The organism is Endozoicomonas sp. PH6C (assembly GCF_059322965.1).
In genome coordinates this window covers 1,353,480-1,371,702 of record NZ_CP185342.1, presented here as the reverse complement: position 1 = coordinate 1,371,702, position 18,223 = coordinate 1,353,480, and the positions used below count along the sequence as shown (strand labels likewise).

17 protein-coding genes and 1 riboswitch are annotated in these 18,223 nt (G+C 46.7%); of the genes, 7 read left to right on the top strand and 10 right to left on the bottom strand.

What is annotated here, in order from left to right; all coding sequences use genetic code 11:
• The 3 genes from ACOMG9_RS05395 to ACOMG9_RS05385 all read right to left on the bottom strand — a co-directional run bounded on the left by ACOMG9_RS05395 (window position 1) and on the right by ACOMG9_RS05385 (window position 3,613).
• A complete protein-coding gene (locus tag ACOMG9_RS05395) occupies window positions 1-1,068 on the bottom strand; it encodes a cobalamin-binding protein (protein ID WP_494529905.1) in 1,068 nt (355 codons plus the stop codon).
• 132 nt (window positions 1,069-1,200) lie between these two features.
• Window positions 1,201-1,409: riboswitch (cobalamin riboswitch) on the bottom strand.
• Between the two features lie 117 nt (window positions 1,410-1,526).
• Window positions 1,527-2,120, bottom strand: a complete 594-nt coding sequence (locus ACOMG9_RS05390; protein ID WP_494529904.1) for a cob(I)yrinic acid a,c-diamide adenosyltransferase — start codon at window positions 2,118-2,120, stop codon at window positions 1,527-1,529.
• A gap of 47 nt (window positions 2,121-2,167) precedes the next feature.
• Window positions 2,168-3,613, bottom strand: a complete 1,446-nt coding sequence (locus ACOMG9_RS05385; RefSeq protein ID WP_494529903.1) for a cobyric acid synthase — start codon at window positions 3,611-3,613, stop codon at window positions 2,168-2,170.
• Window positions 3,614-3,878: 265 nt separating this feature from the next.
• Between ACOMG9_RS05385 and waaA the strand changes: the two genes are divergently transcribed.
• Window positions 3,879-5,168 carry a lipid IV(A) 3-deoxy-D-manno-octulosonic acid transferase gene (gene waaA, locus ACOMG9_RS05380; RefSeq protein ID WP_448216084.1) on the top strand — a complete coding sequence of 430 codons (1,290 nt, stop codon included), beginning with the start codon at window positions 3,879-3,881 and terminating at the stop codon, window positions 5,166-5,168.
• 246 nt (window positions 5,169-5,414) lie between these two features.
• Here the strand turns inward: waaA and ACOMG9_RS05375 are convergent, their stop codons facing one another.
• From ACOMG9_RS05375 to ACOMG9_RS05365, 3 genes are all read right to left on the bottom strand, one after another.
• On the bottom strand, window positions 5,415-6,395 hold the full coding sequence (locus tag ACOMG9_RS05375; protein WP_494529902.1) for a hypothetical protein: 981 nt from the start codon (window positions 6,393-6,395) through the stop codon (window positions 5,415-5,417).
• 158 nt (window positions 6,396-6,553) lie between these two features.
• Complete coding sequence (locus ACOMG9_RS05370; RefSeq protein ID WP_494529308.1) at window positions 6,554-7,834, bottom strand: ISKra4 family transposase; 1,281 nt, start codon at window positions 7,832-7,834, stop codon at window positions 6,554-6,556.
• Between the two features lie 293 nt (window positions 7,835-8,127).
• Window positions 8,128-9,525, bottom strand: a complete 1,398-nt coding sequence (locus ACOMG9_RS05365) for a TolC family outer membrane protein (RefSeq protein WP_422132665.1) — start codon at window positions 9,523-9,525, stop codon at window positions 8,128-8,130.
• A gap of 241 nt (window positions 9,526-9,766) precedes the next feature.
• Between ACOMG9_RS05365 and ACOMG9_RS05360 the strand changes: the two genes are divergently transcribed.
• The 4 genes from ACOMG9_RS05360 (at window position 9,767) to ACOMG9_RS05345 (ending at window position 12,114) form a co-directional block, all read left to right on the top strand.
• Window positions 9,767-10,417 (top strand): cupin domain-containing protein, encoded by a 651-nt coding sequence (locus ACOMG9_RS05360; protein WP_448216081.1) that lies wholly within the window; start codon window positions 9,767-9,769, stop codon window positions 10,415-10,417.
• A gap of 110 nt (window positions 10,418-10,527) precedes the next feature.
• A complete protein-coding gene (locus tag ACOMG9_RS05355; protein ID WP_448216080.1) occupies window positions 10,528-10,884 on the top strand; it encodes a DUF1249 domain-containing protein in 357 nt (118 codons plus the stop codon).
• A gap of 101 nt (window positions 10,885-10,985) precedes the next feature.
• The gene (gene cpdA / locus ACOMG9_RS05350; protein WP_422132662.1) at window positions 10,986-11,768 is read left to right on the top strand and encodes a 3',5'-cyclic-AMP phosphodiesterase; all 783 of its coding nucleotides are present in this window, start codon (window positions 10,986-10,988) and stop codon (window positions 11,766-11,768) included.
• A gap of 91 nt (window positions 11,769-11,859) precedes the next feature.
• Window positions 11,860-12,114 (top strand): hypothetical protein, encoded by a 255-nt coding sequence (locus ACOMG9_RS05345; RefSeq protein ID WP_422132661.1) that lies wholly within the window; start codon window positions 11,860-11,862, stop codon window positions 12,112-12,114.
• 43 nt (window positions 12,115-12,157) lie between these two features.
• Here ACOMG9_RS05345 and ACOMG9_RS05340 read toward each other — a convergent pair whose 3' ends face one another.
• The gene (locus tag ACOMG9_RS05340) at window positions 12,158-12,925 is read right to left on the bottom strand and encodes an alpha/beta fold hydrolase (protein ID WP_448216078.1); all 768 of its coding nucleotides are present in this window, start codon (window positions 12,923-12,925) and stop codon (window positions 12,158-12,160) included.
• A 203-nt stretch (window positions 12,926-13,128) separates the two neighbouring features.
• On the opposite strand from ACOMG9_RS05340, the gene ACOMG9_RS05335 reads away from it, so the two are divergent.
• Window positions 13,129-14,007, top strand: a complete 879-nt coding sequence (locus tag ACOMG9_RS05335) for a hypothetical protein (protein ID WP_448216077.1) — start codon at window positions 13,129-13,131, stop codon at window positions 14,005-14,007.
• 69 nt (window positions 14,008-14,076) lie between these two features.
• Here ACOMG9_RS05335 and ACOMG9_RS05330 read toward each other — a convergent pair whose 3' ends face one another.
• The 3 genes from ACOMG9_RS05330 to ACOMG9_RS05320 form a co-directional block, all read right to left on the bottom strand.
• Window positions 14,077-14,910 carry a thymidylate synthase gene (locus ACOMG9_RS05330; protein ID WP_448216076.1) on the bottom strand — a complete coding sequence of 278 codons (834 nt, stop codon included), beginning with the start codon at window positions 14,908-14,910 and terminating at the stop codon, window positions 14,077-14,079.
• Window positions 14,911-14,949: 39 nt separating this feature from the next.
• Window positions 14,950-15,819: a prolipoprotein diacylglyceryl transferase gene (gene lgt, locus ACOMG9_RS05325; RefSeq protein WP_448216075.1), complete on the bottom strand. Its 870-nt coding sequence runs from the start codon at window positions 15,817-15,819 to the stop codon at window positions 14,950-14,952.
• A gap of 132 nt (window positions 15,820-15,951) precedes the next feature.
• A complete protein-coding gene (locus ACOMG9_RS05320) occupies window positions 15,952-16,740 on the bottom strand; it encodes a sulfite exporter TauE/SafE family protein (RefSeq protein WP_448216074.1) in 789 nt (262 codons plus the stop codon).
• Window positions 16,741-17,112: 372 nt separating this feature from the next.
• Between ACOMG9_RS05320 and ACOMG9_RS05315 the strand changes: the two genes are divergently transcribed.
• Window positions 17,113-18,009, top strand: a complete 897-nt coding sequence (locus ACOMG9_RS05315) for a lysophospholipid acyltransferase family protein (RefSeq protein WP_422132655.1) — start codon at window positions 17,113-17,115, stop codon at window positions 18,007-18,009.
• Window positions 18,010-18,223 lie beyond the last annotated feature (214 nt).

Below are 18,223 nucleotides of genomic sequence, written 5' to 3'. Positions count from 1 at the left end.
TTATTCCTTGTGTGTGTTTGCTGGCGTCTTTGAAGCCCCGGCAAGACTTTCTTTTCTGACGCTCTCGAGTTGTTGGCAAAGGGATTCGGCAGCATCCAGAGCCCGGGGTGCTGGCCTGGATATCAAATTGCCCGGCACGGTAATCAGATGGTGCTGTTTCACTGCCTGAAGATCGCTCCATTTCGACCAGCGCTCTTCGATAGCTTTACCGTCTTTAAGATTGCTGGAGCTGACAATAACCTCTGGGTTCTTGCCAAGAAGGGATTCCATGCTGACTTTGGGTACCCTTATTTTTGAGTCGGCATAAATATTTTGGCCACCACAAAGCTCTATCACCTGCCCGATAATCTGGTTCCTGCTGATACTCATCAGCGGTTTGTTCCAGATCTCATAAAAGACAGTGACAGGCTTTTTAAACTGGTATTTTTTCTTGATGGATTGATAACGAGCCAGAAACCTTTTGGCTTCTTTATCCGCAACCGCAGAGGTACCAAACAGCCTGCCCAAGCGCCTGATGACCGATGCGATCTCAGGAAAGCTTAGCGGATCAATGTAGAAAACCCTGACACCCAGTGACTCCAGCTTTGACGTCACTTTCGGGCTGTTGCCTCCTGCCCAGGCCACCACTAAATCTGGTTTCATAGCAGCAATGGCTTCAATGCTGACATTGGGAAAGCCACCTACTCGGGGTACTTTAGCGACTGCGGGAGGGTAGTCGCTGTGATCATCGACTGCGACAACTTGCTTACCTGCTCCTGCAGCATAGATCAATTCTGTTGAACCGGGAGAAAGGCTGACTATTTTTTTGACGGATTTGGGGGCACAGACTTCCCTTTTCAGGTCGTCTTTTACGCAAACCTGTGCTGCCTGCAACAATGTCGTATGACCAGAAATTACAAAAGCAGCCAGCCAGGTAGCAGACAGAAGATACCCTTCAGCGAAGCGCAGCACTTTTGCGACAGCCTTCCCGAGTGATGAACAACTTCGTTCTCGACTTGTTTGATGCAGATGCCTCATGGAATCCCTGAGATCGATGTTTCTCAGGGCGGCAGACAGTCGGCCAGACACAAAGTTCCAACCGCAGAATTATTCTGACTTGTCTCTCTTGCTCAAAGACTTGTCAGTTTCCGGGGAAGATATGAATTTTCCCAACCGCCAGGTGACCCGCCCGGTTAGAAAGCTCTATAGCTCAGAGCTTCCATGGTTGCTTTACTGAAGGCAGGTCTCCTGGCTCCGGGATCAACATGCTTTTCTCACCTTCCCGGAGCTTGAATCCAGTGGTTTAGAAAGCCTCCAGGGGCTTTCTTGAGAACGCATTACTCCGTCACAGTTGCGGGCACAGCCGGGTTTAAAACCCCGTTCCCTATCGTTCGCAAGCGGATAATAGACCGTTTCGCAAACAATCCACAGCGTCTGAACATGTCAGCACTTTTTATGCGCTGCCGTTGCCACCGTGGGACCTTCGTAAAGGTCGGGCATATTACCCGAACTTTCGTATTAATTCACCCCTCTTGAGAAAGGCGACATTAACCCTGAACTTTTGATTTGGGAGAGGGCTGCCATAGCACCTCTCCTTCGTTCTTTCTGGCACAATGCCTTGAAAGCACATACATCACATCGGACAGCCTGTTGAGAAAGGTAATGAGAGGGGCATTAATGTCGACACCAGATTCACGCAATCGGACCACAGCACGTTCGGCCCTGCGCGAAACCGTTCTTACCATATGACAATGACAGGCGGCAGCCCCGCCACCGGGCAATGTAAAATTTTTCAATGGTGGTAAATCTTCATTCAACTCGTCAATCAATGTCTCCATGACTGTCGTATGCTCTTCCTGAATCAATTGATATCCGGGCATGGCCAACTCTCCACCGACATCAAACAGCCTGTGCTGAATCTCGCTGACCCGTCTCAGCTGCGACTCGGTCAAGTCATCAGACTGCCTGAGCACATTTAGCAACATACCCATCCAGCTGTTTGTCTCATCAACGGAGCCAATAGCTTCAATCCGATCATCCGCTTTTGACAGAACATCACCACTGCCAATCCGGGTGGTTCCCTTATCACCAGTACGGGTATAAATTTTGGTCAGCCGATAGCCCTTGCGCTCTTCTGTCATCTTAAATATTCCCTCAGACGTAATTATTTGAAGTAACGAAATATTTTTCACTGATAAACAGCTAACAATTTGTTCAAATCAATATTCTGCTCAACAGCATCCGCCATTCTATTAATACCTTCTTCCCTGAGCGCTTCGTAGTCCACTGTCGCTAATTGCCTGAGACCAGACCAGGTTAAAAAGGCATTACAGGCTGCCGTTGTTTCAAAAATGCCATGCAAATAAGTACCAAATATCTGGCCATCTTCAGACATGACACCGTCCACCCCCTGTTTCAGTTGAATGAGAGGATTATCAAGAGCCGAACCCCGGGTAATACCCGCATGAATTTCATAACCGGTCACTGGAACCTTTTCCATATCGGGAAGAGAGAGACAACCAGCCACCTGTTTCAGCTGCTTTTGGGGGGCTATTGTGGTTTCCAGGTTCAGCAACCTCAATCCTTCAGTGCTGCCAGGTTCTCCTTCGATACCCTGAGGGTCATGTACAATATTGCCGAGCATTTGATAGCCTCCGCAGATGCCCATCAGCTTTCCGCCATATCGCAGATGCCTGAGAATATCCTGATCCCATTCATTCTCTCTTAGATAGTCGAGATCAGTCCGGGTATTTTTGGTACCGGGAATAATAATCAGATCCACCGGAGGAATGGGTTCGCCTTTGCCAACAAAGTGAATCTGAACATCAGGTCTCAGCCTAAGGGGATCAAAATCAGTGTGATTACTGGTACGGGTCAGTATAGGCACCGCAATTTGTAAAACTGAATCATTATCATGAGAAACCTGTTGTGACTCAATTGCATCTTCAGCCTCCAGATGCAGGCCATGAAGATAAGGAAGCACACCCAGCACCGGCTTACCCGTTTTTTTCTCGAGCCATTCCAGTCCCGATTCCAGTAGCTTGATATCACCTCTGAAGCGATTGATCACAAAACCGGCTACCCGTCTTTGCTCTGATTCTGACAATAGTGCCAATGTTCCATAAAGATGGGCAAAAACCCCGCCTTTATCGATATCAGCAACAATAATGACCGCACAGTCGGCGGCCTGGGCAAACCCCATGTTGGCAATATCCCTGTCACGCAGATTGATTTCTGCCGGACTTCCCGCCCCTTCAACCAGCACGAAACGGTATTGCTCTGCCAGCCTGCGCCAGGATTCGAGGACGCACTCCAGCAACCTCGGTTTGAATTCATGATAGGTCTGGGCATTCATTTCACCGATAGAACGTCCATTGACGATCACCTGTGCACCTGTATCGGAGTTAGGCTTCAACAAAACCGGATTCATATCTGTATGGGGCTCAAGACCCGCCGCTAATGCCTGCAGCGCCTGGGCTCTGCCAATTTCGCCGCCATCCTCGGTCACCGCACTGTTCAGAGCCATGTTCTGTGGTTTGAAGGGAACCACTGGAATACCCCGCCTGCTGAAAGCTCGACAAAGTCCGGTAACCAGCGCACTTTTCCCCGCATCACTGGTGGTTCCCTGAACCATGAGAGTCCGTCGCCCGGGCGGTATTGAGTGATTCATAAGTTCGAGAATGGCAGTCCTGACAATAAGGTGAGGCAGTTTGATATTGTTCAGTGGATGGATGCAAGCGCTTTCTTGATGTCCAGCATCATTTCTCCATGGGTTACATCAGTGTTCGAAAGCCCCCATCACTGAAAGCTGGACAGATTCGACTCATAAATCTATTTCGGGTCAGGCTCTATCTGTTAACATACTTGGTAGTCCAACTCCTAACGAATCCAGCCCGAGCATGAGTCGATACTTATATTCACTTTTATTGTACCTTTTGGTGCCCGCTGTCCTGATCAAGCTGATTCTGCGCACTAGAAAATCTCCTGCATATGGTCATCGCTGGGGTGAACGCTTTGGTTTTATCAAAAAGTTGCCCAATGACAAACCCGTCATATGGATCCATTCCGTTTCTGTGGGTGAGACCATAGCCAGTGCGCCCATGGTTAAAGCCTTGATGAATCAATACCCCAATTACCGCTTTGTCGTCACCACCATGACACCCACCGGCTCCGAGCGTGTTAAAAAAATATACGGTGACCGTGTTTCTCATGTCTATTGCCCCTACGATTTGCCAGACGTGCAAAACCGTTTTTTAAATCGGACTCACACCAAAATGGCTTTAATCATGGAAACAGAGCTATGGCCCAACACCATTGCCGCCTGTAAAGCCAGAAACATTCCCGTGGTTATCATCAATGCCCGGTTGTCAGAGAAGTCGGCCCGGGGTTATGCAAAATTGAGCTCGCTGACTCGAAATATGATGCAGAACATCCATCAGGTGGCCTGCCAGACCGAGAATGACGGTGAACGATTCAAACAACTGGGCTTGCCTGCTGAACGTCTGGCCATAACCGGCAGCGTCAAGTTTGATATGTCTGTGGATGATGAGATCAACAACAGTGCAGCTTTGCTTAAATCCACATGGGAATCGGGATTGGGCCACAAGACAAAAATACTGATAGCTGCCAGTACCCACGACGGCGAAGACAAGCCGGTTCTGGATGCTTTTCGCAAAGTGCACGAGAAATTATCCGATACTCTGTTGTTGCTTGTTCCCCGACATCCCGAACGCTTTGACCGTGTTTTTGAACTGTCAGAAAGTCTCGGGTTCATCACCATAAGACACAGTCAGGCGACAGAAACATCTGCAGATACCCAAGTAATCATTGGCGACACCATGGGTGAGCTGATGAAGCTGTATGCAACATCAGACATAGCCTTTGTCGGGGGTAGTCTGATTAAGAACGGAGGTCATAATATGCTGGAGCCCGCCGCCCTGGGGATACCTGTTTTATCCGGTCCCAGCGTCTATAACTTCACAGATATCAGCCAACAGCTAGAAGACGCTGGCGGTATGAAAACCATTCGGAACTCAGAACAACTGGCAGAAGTCGTATACGATCTGCTGACAGACGATGCAGCCAGAAAAAAGATGGGCAGCCAGGCTCAAAGATTTGTGGAAGGTAATAGAGGTGCATTACAAAAGCTTTTGAAACAGTTGTCAGAAACCATTGATCATCTTGGCTAATTGGCTGCAGAAAGTACGCTGATCGACCGACCAGGACATTAGAGCCAACTCACTTGAACAGAGTCGATAAATATCTCGACTCTGGCTCTTGCGTCGTTCTACTTCATAAATCCATTGACTCGAAGCCCCCCTCTTAAATTACCGATCTCCGTTAGAATACTTAAGTGGCAATTTAGCTGCAGACCTGTGTCCATTTTATCGGGGGAATATCATGACTCAGTGTGTTTGCCACCTTTGCTACAAGCATCAGTTGCCACGCCCTTTGTCAGCCCTCAGACTGTCTTCCAGCAAACAAAATTCAGAATAACCGGCTTTGCAAATATCTTTTACTATTTCTAAATATTTTGTCTTCAGCATAGCCAGAATAACATTGGAACTGTACATTGGAAGTGAGGATATGTACCCTTGTGCAAAACTATTAAAAGGGATTAATAGACATTCTTGATTGCTACCGCAATTCGCATCGGTGTCTAGCTCATCATAAAGATCAATCATATTTAATAGCCACAACTCCAATTCTTCTTTCACTTTAACTTCCCTTCCAATATATCTATCATCATCAGCTAAATCCAAGATATATATTTTATCTTTATCTTCATGATATTTTTCATTCCTGGTATTTCTGTCACTAAGATGTAGCCTTACAGATCTATTTAATATGACATCTATATCCTGACCAGGCTTTTCAGGGTCAAGATGACTAACTGATAAAACCTGCCCGTAGCGATAAAATGCTTTCTTCAAGGTTTCTTTGCGTATTTTTTCGTTAAAATACTTACTGTAAATATCTGATAATGTTTCACCAGGAACCCAGGCATAACTGGCAACCAAATGTTTTTTATTTTCCAGAATAAAGGTTGCACCTTTTTCAGGAAATACCAGTTCAGCATTTTTTAAACCAAGCCATGAATAATTCTTATATTCTTTCTTTAATTTCCACTCAGTATCAAAATGAGTGTTTTCACATGACTCGCAGTCTTCTCTTGTAATTTTAACAAACCATCTTTTGTTCAGAGATATAACAGAAAAGACTTTTTCAACCTGGCCGCCAGAAGTCTTTATTTCTTCTATCTCTTGTAAATGATCATCGAAAAGTATTCTGACGGCATCATAGTATGAGTTAACTTTTCCAAAATCTGGCAATTTTGGAAGCCCTTTAAAATCTGCTTTTAAAGAAAAAGGATACATCAAGCAGAACAGAAATATTACCAGATGCTTTTTAAACATTTTTTCGACTCAAGTATTTTTATTGTTATCGGTATTTCAAAAAATAGCTTTACCACTCAACCTCAAGGCAGCCAAAAAGTGAATTAGATGCTCTTGCCAGGCTTTTATTGTCGACGGTCATCTCATCAATAGGGTGCTCTCTCAATTTGATAACTGACTCATACGTCAATTAACATTTTCCCAGACATGAAATTAGACCAAAGCTGATCCCAGCGTCCTTTGCTTTGGATTAGAGATCTTGTTGCCAAAAGAACTTCTGCACCAGTGGGTTTCCACCTCATCCCTGAACTACACAATCGTTGTTTTACCAGTGTCTTACATGCCGCTTCTGTCACTCCGGAACCTATGGGCCAGTTATGCTTAAGAGCCTGGTGATATTTCATCAGATGGTGATTGTTTGTAAAGTAGGTCACTGCCTTGTAACGCTTTTCGGTCAGTGCAATTGTCTTTTTCGGAAGCTCGGCTGATTCAATTTCTTCAAGTATTTTCCTGGCTGCTCCACGCTTATTTTTCAAGCTATGAAGCCTGTCTTCAAGCCAGTGATGCCGCTTTGATTTACTGGTTGGAAACAGCGCTTCTGCTGCCCCTGCCAGATATTCTGATGCATGATAAAAATCAAGTATCTGAGCTGTGGTATGTTGTTTAAGATAACGCCAGTTTTCTTTGGCACCATCAGCTACTCCAACATATGTCGCTTTTGGATAGAGCCGTTTGAGCTCTGCAATTTCCTCGTTAAGCTTACTCGTGAAGCCCTGCTTGCCATATTCTGGTGAGCTCGCAGTATAGATGGTGTGGAGCCTGTCGCCATCCGCAGAATAAAGACTCAATGTTCCACACATTGCTTCTCGCCAGCCTTCTTCACAAAGCAGCATGCAGGTGCCATCCAGTCCGATAGCGATTGTTTCCACAGGTTCTGTAAGTGATGGCAAGTCGTAGCGAGTGTCTTTCAGGTCTTCGACTAACGCACCTACTCTGTCGGATAAATGCTTGATGTACGAGTTTGACAGTACTCTTTGATGATTGGTTTCAAAATCTTCTTTTACAGCAGGAGCAGGCATCTGACTGTATTTCCAGGCAAGCGTCTTGGCAAATTTGGGTGTAGCAGAGCCAACGATTCCAGTGCGAAGATCAAGCGGTGCCAAAGTGCTTCCACCCCTTACCCCCTGATAAACAGAACGTTCCATGGGTACGCGCCCGTATAAGGTTTCATAGTGCTTCAGCACTTTTCCCTTGTAGCTCCACTTCTGCTGGTTAACGACGATGGGTTCTTTATTAGGTGGCTCAAATAGCTTCAGTAACTCTTGGGTTCCGAGCTGCCCTGCTTCATTCAGTGCTCTCTGCAAACCATCTTCAAGATTCAGCATGTTCCCAGAATTGATAGGCACCTCAATCTGAAGGACAATAGTTTTCTCTCGGCGGGCAATGACAGAAGCAGACATGGCGGGTTACCACTAAGAAAAGGTGTCTCCATAATAGCTGTAAATTGAGTGTACATTTGTTTCAATCATTCAGAGAGAACACCCCATCAATAGGGGACTCTAAACTACTGACTGCATCATTAAGTGGTGATGTATTAGCATTGCATGAATACAAAATAGAGATAATAAAAGTAATTCGAGTTATTACACTTGCTCTGTGATTTTTAACGCTTTAGATCTATGGACAAAATAATAGCGCTGAAACCAGCGCTATTATTTTGTCATCCAAGCCTGTTTAAACCAAAATGTCTCTGTCAGTTAGCACGACACTGGGCAGGAATGGACATCTCCTCTGAAGACACTATCCAGTTATTCAGCTGGGTAAGGTCTTCCGGATTCAGGGTACCTGCTGTCTGCTTCAGCTTCAATGTGTTCACGATAAAGTCGTAGCGGGCATTCAGGTAATCACGCTGGGCAGCAAACAGTGTCTTCTGGGCATCGAGAACATCGGTAATGTTACGGGTACCAACTTCATAGCCGCTCTCTGTCGCTTTCAACGCACTTTCAGAAGAGACAATACCCTGACAACGGGCTTCTACACGAGCGACATCAGAATTGACGGTGCGGAACAGGTTACGGGTACCGGAGTTAATCTCGCGCAACGCCTTGTCGTAATTCTGCTGAACCGATTCCATCTGGTAAGTCGCCTGGCGAACCTGGGAGCTGGTTGCACCACCGGCAAACAGGGGCAGGTTAAATTTAACGCCTACCACAGTCTGGTCGCCATCACCGGTCCTGATCCCGTTACCTGTAGTGTCTGCTCTGGCAGAGTCTGCATCACTGGAGTTGTAGTTATAGCTGGCGAAAGCATCAACAGTTGGAGCATGGCCTGACTTCTTGGCCTTGATATTGCTCTCTGCGGCTTTCAGGCTTTCACGTGCGGCCTCAAGCTGCAGGTTATTCTTGAGCGCGTTGTTGACCCACTCATCAGAGACAGCAGGTGTGGGAGCAGTAACGGGCATGGTTTTATTGAGCTTGCCAATGTCCTGAATATCCTGATCGACGATTGTACGCAGAGCCTCATAAGACACTGAAAGATTGTTTTCAGCGTCAATCCGGACTACTCGAGCATCGTCGTAGCGTGCTCTGGCTTCGAGAACATCAGTCTCAGCAATAAGACCCACATTATAGCGTTCACGAGCCTGATCCAGCTGCTGTTTGACCGCTTTTTCTTCGGCTATGGCAGTGGTCAGACTGTCTTCAGCTCTCAGCACATTAAAGTAGGCTTCTGAAACCCTGAGAATAAGATTCTGCTGCTCATAGCCAAAAGTAACTTCTGCCTGGGCACTTTGAAACTTGGCAGAATCATAACCAAACCAGCTGGCCATATTGAACAATGGCTGACTTAAAGTAGCTCCCCAGGTATGAGAGTTATAATCGTCTTTAACGTCACTGACGGCTGCCTCGAGAGATGTTTTGTTGTACTGAGTTCCACCCGACAAAGACAAATTGGGCAGCAATAGGGCTCTTGCCTGGGTGCTACCTTCCTGAGTCGCCATCATATCGGCACGTGCAGCGGCCAGCTGGGCATCATTTTTCAACGCCAGATTATATACTTCCAGCAAGTTGTATTCAGTCTCAGCCGCTTGGGCAGACATAATTGAGCTGGCCAGGGCTGCCAGTAAAAAGCCTTTAAGATAAGTTTTTGGCATATCTCCAGTTCCTTGAAAAATGGGCCCGAAAGCCGAACAATAATGTCGGTTTACCCGTTGTTACTCAAGCGCAACTCGCTGAATTTACACTAGTTTACCTGTCGTCAAAAGCAATAAACTCAATGTGAAAAGATTTGAACTGGCTTCTTAATACAGGCGACCATGAATCCAATAATTGTTTGATCAGGAAACCGACACCGAATGGTCATCCATTGTCTTATAGTTAAACAGGTAATATTCCATGCTGAACATGAACTTTCAGGAATCCGTTGTTATTCAAACCGAAAATCAGCAGTGGCAACCAAGCCCCGCCAGTAAAGTGTTCCGTAAGCCACTGGCTCGGGAAGATAAGGAGTCAGGACATGCCACCAGCATCGTTCAGTATATTGCCGGTGCCAGTTTTCCTGCGCACCCTCACCCGGATGGTGAGGAAATTCTGGTACTCTCAGGAACTTTTTCCGACGAAACGGGAGATTTTGGTCCAGGTAGCTATCTGCGAAACCCACCAGGCAGCCAGCACGCGCCTTTCAGTAAAGAAGGCTGCGTGATATTCGTGAAGCTATGTCAGTTTGATCCGTCAGACAGGCAAACTGTTCGAGACAATATGTTCGAAGCCCTGGGCCGGAATGATTCAACCGGTGTTGTTGAAGTGTTTCTATATCAGTTTAAAGATGAGAAAGTTTCTACCCTCAGAATTCCTGCAGGGAAAACCCTGCCTCTGCAAGACAGGTCTGGAGGAGTAGAAATACTGGTTATTTCTGGTAAGCTTTCGACGGCTTCAGGAGACTGGCCTGCTGGCACATGGATACGAACCCCACATTTTAATTACGATCTTGAACCGGCAACGGAAGACACTATCGTTATGATCAAGTCTGGTCACCTTCCTCTTTAGCACGGCCATGCACTACAATTGAGCATATGGACACCAGGACAGAAAAGGCTCGCTACAAAGCCGACCTCATCAAGCAGCAAAACTTGTGTGAAAGGAATTTTCATAAACTCATGCTTCTGCTGCCCGATCTTGAGCAAAAAGATAACGTTGCTCTTTCATTTTATTTCGCTGGCAAGAAAGGACAGGCATGGTTTCAGGTGCTTGAGCGGGCTCCTTTTACGACCGTTCTGCAAGTCGATCTGGATGCAGCCTGGGGTGAGTGGCTGAGGCTGCCCGAGTTCCGAATCCGAATTTATCTGGATGTCAGAATGGCCGAGATCATCAGTGTTAATAAAGAACGACACTTCAAGGCTATCTATCCTTATCCCAATGAAAAGATGCTCATGCCTGACGAAAAGGAACAGTTGAATCAGCTTTTTTCCGAATGGCTGAACTTCTGTCTGACTCATGGTTTAAGTCAAATCTGATATGAACTGAAGACGTGCGAAGAGTGACTGCTTTATTCTGGCCTCCCTGATAAAATTATGAAGAAGACTCGCTGCACCCATTATGAATTATCAGAGGACCTATGACCGGAATACGCATCATTCAGTTAACGGATACCCATCTGTTCGGCTCTTCTGATCGCAGATTGATGGGAGCAGACACCAATCAGAGTTTTCTGGACGTTTGGGAGAAGATTCAATCCTCGTCCTTTAACCCGGACATTTTCCTTGTCACCGGAGACCTTACCCAGGACGAGAGCCTGGAATCCTACCAATCGTTGAAAACGGTTCTGGATACCAGTGAGAAACCTTATCTCTGGACTTGTGGAAATCATGATGATGCTCAACTGATGCAACAGGTCAGCCCGCAAGCCATGAGTCCTTATCTGGATTCAGGCTCCTGGCAGATCATTATGCTTAATTCCCAGATTCCGGGGCAGGTTCCGGGCTTTTTATCGGACAAAGAGCTCCAGCTTCTGGAAAAACACCTCTCTGAGACCCCGCATAAACACACACTGGTGGCTTTTCACCATCCGGCCTACACCATTGAGAGTCAGTGGTTGGACGCTATCAGCCTGAAGAACGCTGAACAGTTTATGAGCCTGATCCAGTCATACTCCAATGTCCGGGTGGTTATCAATGGTCATATCCATCAGGAACGGGATCAGACCATCAAAAATACCCGGTTTCTTTCTACCCCTTCTACTTGTGTCCAGTTCAAGCCTGAATGCGATAATTTTATGCTGGATGACCGCTGGCCAGGCTATCGAGAGCTTGAGCTAATGCCTGATGGCACCTTACATACACGGGTGGTTCGACTGGAAGGCTACTCTTTAAAACCGGATCTCACTGCTAACGGCTATTGATAACCCCCTTCAATATCAGCATTTTTTATTAGAACCCTGACTGTTTTTTTCTAGATTGATAATTAGGAGTAGTAAAAAAGGAAGTAAGATTATGTCCAGGGTTAGGTCAATGCAGTTCGATGACCAGGATAAGATCTTTTGGGATTCAGGTCAGGAATTCAGAAAGAGACAAACCGCCAAGGAACGCTGCAAGCAGAGAAAGAAGAAATCCATTCGACAAGGCATTGAAGATTATTGGGATAAAAAGTCCCTCCGTCAAAATCTCGCCGATTCCCACGACGATTTAGATGACGATGACGATTACAGTCAATGGGATGACATCGAAGGTGAACAACCCAGACATTGAAGTCAATACAGTGAAGCCGCTCGAGGCGGCTTTTCTTATAACTTCAAGATTCAAGAAAGCGCATCAAAGTACGAGCGACCAATTCTGGCTTTTCGGCATGCAACCAATGTCCTGTACCGGCAATTTCTCTCATGGCTGCTTTTGGAAATCGTTTAAGTACTTCTTCACGGTGTTCTGCGAGAATGTAATCCGAGTTACCGCCTTTCAGGAATAATACATCACCTTCAAAGGACTCCTTTCCGGAATGACCCGCAGAAATATTCAGGTAGTTATGATGAATCGCTTCCAGGTTCATTCTCCAGCGGTAATTTCCCTCGTCATTGCGATAAAGGTTCTTCAGAAGAAATGTTCGAACAGCCAACTCTTCTACATGCTGGCGCAGAGCATGATCGGCATCGCCACGCTTCTGTATAGTCTCAAGATCAACAGCAAACAAACCTGCAAAAACATCGTCGTGCCGTCGCACCCTGTAATGCACGGGAGCTATATCCATAACAGCCAGCTTGTTTACCCGCTCAGGGTGAGTCAAAGCCACTTCCATAACGACTTTACCGCCCATAGAGTGCCCGAGCAGGTGTGCTTTCTCAATCTGCTGATCATCCAGATACTCAACGACATCGGCAGCCATGACAGGATAATCCATTGCATCATCATGGGGAGAACGACCATGGTTGCGTACATCCAGACCGTGTACCATGAATCTTTCTGCAAGCTGCCGATTGATAGCCCCCAGGTTTTCCTGTGATCCAAATAATCCGTGCACACTAACCAGGTGCCCACCTTCTCCCTGTTGTCTGGCATACAATTTCATGGGTTATTTAATCTCTCCTTTCGTCTTGCAGCGATCCACGCAGGATAAGGCATCATGCTGGTTGACCACGTGGACATTGTATTTCCTTAAGATACTTTATCAGTATGGTTTTTCTTCAGTAATACGGAAAAAGCCTAAGACTCTCCCTCAGACGTAATGCTAGTCTGAACTTTATGACTTCACTATCTGGTAAGGACACCATTATGAAAGGCTCTCAATGGCTCTGCGGCTTCTTAATCTCGGTATTTTGTCTGCCTGCCTGGTCTACGCCCCCCTTAAAACCCGAACTGCTGTCCGAGCAGGTGCAGGCAGACAAAGAAGGGTGGTGGAAAACTGGTTTCCTGGTTGGCACGGTTTCCTCAAAAGGCTGGGAAGTGGGCTTTATCTGGGAATCCGGAGAGCTGGAAGTTCTGGCAGGGAAAGGCACCTTGAATGGCACAAACTACCCAGCCAAAACCTACGAGGTATCGGTACAACCTGAATTTTATTACCTCTGGGACAAACTGAGAGTTTCCAGGAAACCTTTAGTGATCAGATACCAATATCCATTTTGGTCTAACCCCTTCGCTACTAACAGTGGTTATCGAGTGATTGATGTCCAACCGGTTGAGAGCAGCTTTTCCAAAACGCCTTCATTTACACAATACCCTAATGGCATAGATTTAAATCCGACGATAAAAAATTCAGGAACCTACACTCAGCGGCAAACATTCGGCCTGGTGCTCCATGTAGCCCGTTGGCTACTGAACCACAAATGTACGGTATACCTTCATTTGGGTGGCACCGCCAGGAGTCTGAAAAGCAGGCCGACTTATAAACCGTCTCTTGAATACAATGTCGATAAGCGTGAATATGAACACAGAACGGTTTTAACCTATGAAACTTATGAAGTAGAAGTGCCTAACGTTGTTAAGTTATACACGGACAGCGAAGCCATTTGTCGCTATGCAGAAGATTCCGCTATATCGCAGTCAGAAGTCTATGTTGAATACTATGGAGTAAAAGCCCAGGCTGATACCGCGACGTTCTCAATCCTCAACTCCATCCATGTTGCCACCCCCTTCGACGAAGAAGTAAATTAATGATTCAATCTGACGTAACAACTGCCTCTGGCCTGATACGTCAGAGCACTTGAAAACCTCGAAAACTGATTAAACCGAAACAGCCGCCCTGATATGAGGATGAGCCTGGTAATCAATCAACTCAAAGTCATCAATAGTAAATTCAAACAGCTCCCTGATGACAGGATTCAACTTCATTGTTGGCAAGGGAAGTGGCTTGCGGGTTAGCTGCTCTTCTGCCTGTTCCAGATGGTTGGAGTATAGATGGGCATCACCAAAGGTATGAACAAAATCCCCCAGCTCCAGGTCACAGACCTGGGCAATCATCATGGTGAGTAGTGCATAAGAGGCGATATTAAAAGGCACACCCAGGAAAATATCAGCACTGCGCTGGTAGAGCTGGCAGGACAGCTTGCCGTCCAGAACATAGAACTGAAACAGACAATGACAGGGAGGTAAGGCCTGCTTACCCATCGCGGCATTGTCTTTAGGGCTGAACTTTACGTCCGGCAGCACACTGGGATTCCAGGCACTGATGACCAGCCTTCTGGAATCTGGATTGGTTTTTATTTCATCCAGCAGCCACTGTATCTGATCAAACGTTTCTCCGTTTACACCTTCCCAGCTCCGCCACTGCTTGCCATAAACAGGGCCCAGATCACCTTCGTCCGTCGCCCATTCGTCCCAGATTCTGACACCGTTTTCCTTCAGATAGGCGATATTAGTGTCGCCCTTCAGGAACCAGAGCAGCTCATGAATAATGGAGCGCAGGTGGCACTTCTTGGTGGTAACCAAGGGGAAACCTTTCGACAGATCAAAGCGCATTTGATAACCAAAAACACTGTAGGTTCCAGTGCCGGTCCGATCAGATTTGAAAGTTCCTTGCTCTTTTACATGACGCAGGAGATCAAGATACTGTTTCATGACATTGATCCTTTATTATATTAACGCTCATGGCTGTTATTAACGCTCATGGCTGACTTCCTTAGCGGGCTTGGGTTTATACTTTTTCAACCAGGCCCGATCATCCTGATTCTGACCATCCACCAGTGGGAACTTTTTATAGGCTACCACCATAAGCGCCACACCCAGAAAAATCATGGGCACTGTCAGCAACTGCCCCATGGTCATCCAGTCAAAAGCAATAAAGCCCAGCTGCTGGTCGGGTTGCCTTACGAATTCTACGCAGAAGCGTCCGATGCCATAGATCAACAAGAATAGTCCCGATACAGCCATACGGGGACGTGGTTTGGCCGAGAACCACCAGAGTGCTCCAAACAGGATGACACCCTCAATAACAAACTGGTAAAGCTGTGATGGATGTCTTGGCATCCGGGAGGGGTCTGTCGGAAATACCATAGCCCATGGAACATCAGTTACCCTTCCCCATAGCTCACCACCTATAAAGTTACCCAGACGGCCCATACCCAACCCCAGTGGAATGAAAGGGGCAATAAAATCCGTCATCTGAAAGAAGTTCTTGTCAATCCTGCGACCAAAGAGGAATACGGCCAGCAGAACCCCCAGCAGACCACCGTGGAAAGACATGCCACCTTCCCAGATACTGAATAGCCAGAGCGGATTTTGCAGAAAATAATCAAAGTTGTAGAACAGCACATAGCCCATGCGCCCACCTACTATGACCCCGACAGCTATGTAGAACAATAAATCCCCGATTTGTTCGGGATTCCATAAGCCGTTTGATTTCCTGGTTCTCTGGACCGCAAGCCACCAGCCTCCGGCAAAACCCACCAGATACATCAGGCCGTACCAGTGGACTTTGAGTGGCCCAAGGCTGATCGCAACGGGATCAATTTGAGGATATGGGATCACAGGAGGATTCCGGATAGTTCTCAAGGTTTGCTATTACACACCCCTCTCTCTCAGTTCGAGTGGAGTGCCATGGATACGAGTTGGACCAGTGTATCAGCTGTACAGAGGAGTGAGCCAGCTGGCCGGACTCTTTTACATTGAGAAAAGAAACTTAAACCCTACTATCACTAGCAGGAGAGCAAAGAGTTTTTGCAGCTTTTCGGAAGGCAGCTTATGGGCTAACTGAGCGCCAAAGCGGGCGAAGAGCATACTGGTCAAGACAATGCCAAGAAATGCCGGCCAATAGACATAGCCAGTGCTCATCGTCGGCAGCAGCTCGTTTTCCCGACCCAGAAACATGTTCGCAGCAGTTCCCACAAGAGCAATCGGTAAACCACATGCAGCAGAAGTCCCCACCGCATCAGTCATTGAGAGATTGCACTTGCGCAAAAAGGGTACCGACAGGCTTCCACCCCCGATGCCAAACATACTGGAAGCCCAACCGATGACACCTCCAGCTGCCACCAGTATTGGTCGTGCCGGTACCTTGCTGCTTTCAGAAAGCTTGAAGCCAAACCACATCTTTGCAGCCACTGCCAGGGCAAATGCCCCAATAAGTTTCTGAAGCATAGAACCTGACATCTGGATCGCTGTGTAAACCCCCAGCCATGAACCCAACAGAATCCCCAGAGCCAAAACGCTGAAAACAGGCCACTGAACAGCACCCTTGGCATTATGAGTCCTAATGGAGCTGACTGAAGTAACAACAATAGTGGCAAGCGAGGTACCCACAGCCAGATGAGTGAGAATATCGGGAGATAATCCTTGCAGTTCGAAACTAAATACCAGCACCGGAACAATTATCAGCCCTCCACCAATCCCGAACAGACCGGCCAGAGTCCCGGCCAGAGCACCGAGCAGCAGGTAGGAAAGAAAAATCATTAAACAACTATCCAGCTGAGCAGCCTCAAATCAGGAATCCTGTTGTGATTACCCATAGCCAAGGCCAACAAATATTATCAGGGCAGCATTCCTTGATGGAATGAAGAGTGACCCTTATTGTAAATAAAATCAACAAGTTAATAAACTAGAAAACAGCGATTTAGCTCATCTCTTTCAAAAACATAACCCGACGGGAAGCTCATTAAGGCTCAACACAATGACCGCATTTAATACAGCATCTAAGCAACTTCCCTGTATCCGGGGCGTTGTGCAACATAAACAACAAAGTACAAATTTTGCCCATCGACTGGTAATAAAGCATTCCTTCACCTAATCTGGTTCTCACAATTTTTTTACATAACAAGAATAAAAATGGCGATACTCTTAAAGTCCGGCTGGAAGGACTCAGTGTTGGATCTCTTAATCGGGCTCTTGTCTCGAACGCCTCAGGTGCTTTATTCTGTCATAGGCCTGATATTTTCTTACGTCTTGCGAGCTAAAAAGGGGCATATTGCCCGAGCGTCACTACAACTAGCTCTATTGCCTGTATCCGAGAAGACGCATAAACAGATCATTCGACAGTCTGCACGTCACACCGTTGATTATATTCTTACCCTGCCTTTTCTTGATAAAGTGCCTTATCTGCTCAACAATCAGGATGTCATTGCCCGCGCCCTTTCAGAAAACAAGGGTGTGGTTGTACTCTCTCTCCACTTGGGCCCTCCTGATTTGGGAACCCTGGCACTCTCACAACGGGGTTTACCGGCAACTACCCTGATTGGTTCAGGAAAGCAGTCGCCTTTGACTCATAAGTTCGGAAAAGCATTTCTTTTGAGGGTCGGCATTGAGCCCATTGTGAAAGGTGACCCCACTGCCCTGCTTCAGGCTCTGAAAAAGAAAAAAGCCGTATTTCTATACAGCGATCTCCGCTCAAAAGAGATGCCTGTAACATTTTTTGGACAGGCAACCCGGGCCCCTGCCTGCGGAATCATGACAGCTCATCTTCTAAAAACTCCCGTTCTCTTTCACTACTGCACGTTTGAAAATAATCAATGGCAGTTGCATTTTGAGCCTCTGCCACTGACCCGAACCGGTAACAGAAAACTGGACACCCAGCACGACCTTCAACAACTGATGCACAGAATGGAACAGGTGATCAGGGAAAACCCCCAACTTTGGATATGGCATTACGACCGGTTCAAGTTGAAAAACAAGATTTACGGGAACAAAAGCATTTCATTATCTTCAACCAAGCCGGATGTATCATAAAATCGACTAGTGCGGGTATAGATGGCTCAAGATCAGTCCCCTGAACGACAGCTCTCCTTACGAATTCAACGTTCAATTTTTTTCACTGGTGACTGTCTGACAACGCCCTTTATGACAACTTTCCATGACTGGCAAAAGCCTGTGATAATGGCGAGTTGTTCGATTAAGTTAAAGGTATTCATTGCACTGCTCTCAGTTATTCACTGATGGCGCT

Coding starts and splice junctions, on each gene's coding strand:
- ACOMG9_RS05315 (WP_422132655.1), top strand. CDS start 17,113: ATGGCGATACTCTTAAAGTCCGGCTGGAAGGACTCAGTGTTGGATCTC.
- ACOMG9_RS05375 (WP_494529902.1), bottom strand. CDS start 6,395: ATGTTTAAAAAGCATCTGGTAATATTTCTGTTCTGCTTGATGTATCCT.
- ACOMG9_RS05330 (WP_448216076.1), bottom strand. CDS start 14,910: ATGAAACAGTATCTTGATCTCCTGCGTCATGTAAAAGAGCAAGGAACT.
- cpdA (WP_422132662.1), top strand. CDS start 10,986: ATGACCGGAATACGCATCATTCAGTTAACGGATACCCATCTGTTCGGC.
- ACOMG9_RS05335 (WP_448216077.1), top strand. CDS start 13,129: ATGAAAGGCTCTCAATGGCTCTGCGGCTTCTTAATCTCGGTATTTTGT.
- ACOMG9_RS05360 (WP_448216081.1), top strand. CDS start 9,767: ATGCTGAACATGAACTTTCAGGAATCCGTTGTTATTCAAACCGAAAAT.
- ACOMG9_RS05370 (WP_494529308.1), bottom strand. CDS start 7,834: ATGTCTGCTTCTGTCATTGCCCGCCGAGAGAAAACTATTGTCCTTCAG.
- ACOMG9_RS05340 (WP_448216078.1), bottom strand. CDS start 12,925: ATGAAATTGTATGCCAGACAACAGGGAGAAGGTGGGCACCTGGTTAGT.
- ACOMG9_RS05320 (WP_448216074.1), bottom strand. CDS start 16,740: ATGATTTTTCTTTCCTACCTGCTGCTCGGTGCTCTGGCCGGGACTCTG.
- waaA (WP_448216084.1), top strand. CDS start 3,879: ATGAGTCGATACTTATATTCACTTTTATTGTACCTTTTGGTGCCCGCT.
- ACOMG9_RS05345 (WP_422132661.1), top strand. CDS start 11,860: ATGTCCAGGGTTAGGTCAATGCAGTTCGATGACCAGGATAAGATCTTT.
- ACOMG9_RS05385 (WP_494529903.1), bottom strand. CDS start 3,613: ATGGTTCAGGGAACCACCAGTGATGCGGGGAAAAGTGCGCTGGTTACC.
- ACOMG9_RS05390 (WP_494529904.1), bottom strand. CDS start 2,120: ATGACAGAAGAGCGCAAGGGCTATCGGCTGACCAAAATTTATACCCGT.
- ACOMG9_RS05355 (WP_448216080.1), top strand. CDS start 10,528: ATGCTTCTGCTGCCCGATCTTGAGCAAAAAGATAACGTTGCTCTTTCA.
- ACOMG9_RS05365 (WP_422132665.1), bottom strand. CDS start 9,525: ATGCCAAAAACTTATCTTAAAGGCTTTTTACTGGCAGCCCTGGCCAGC.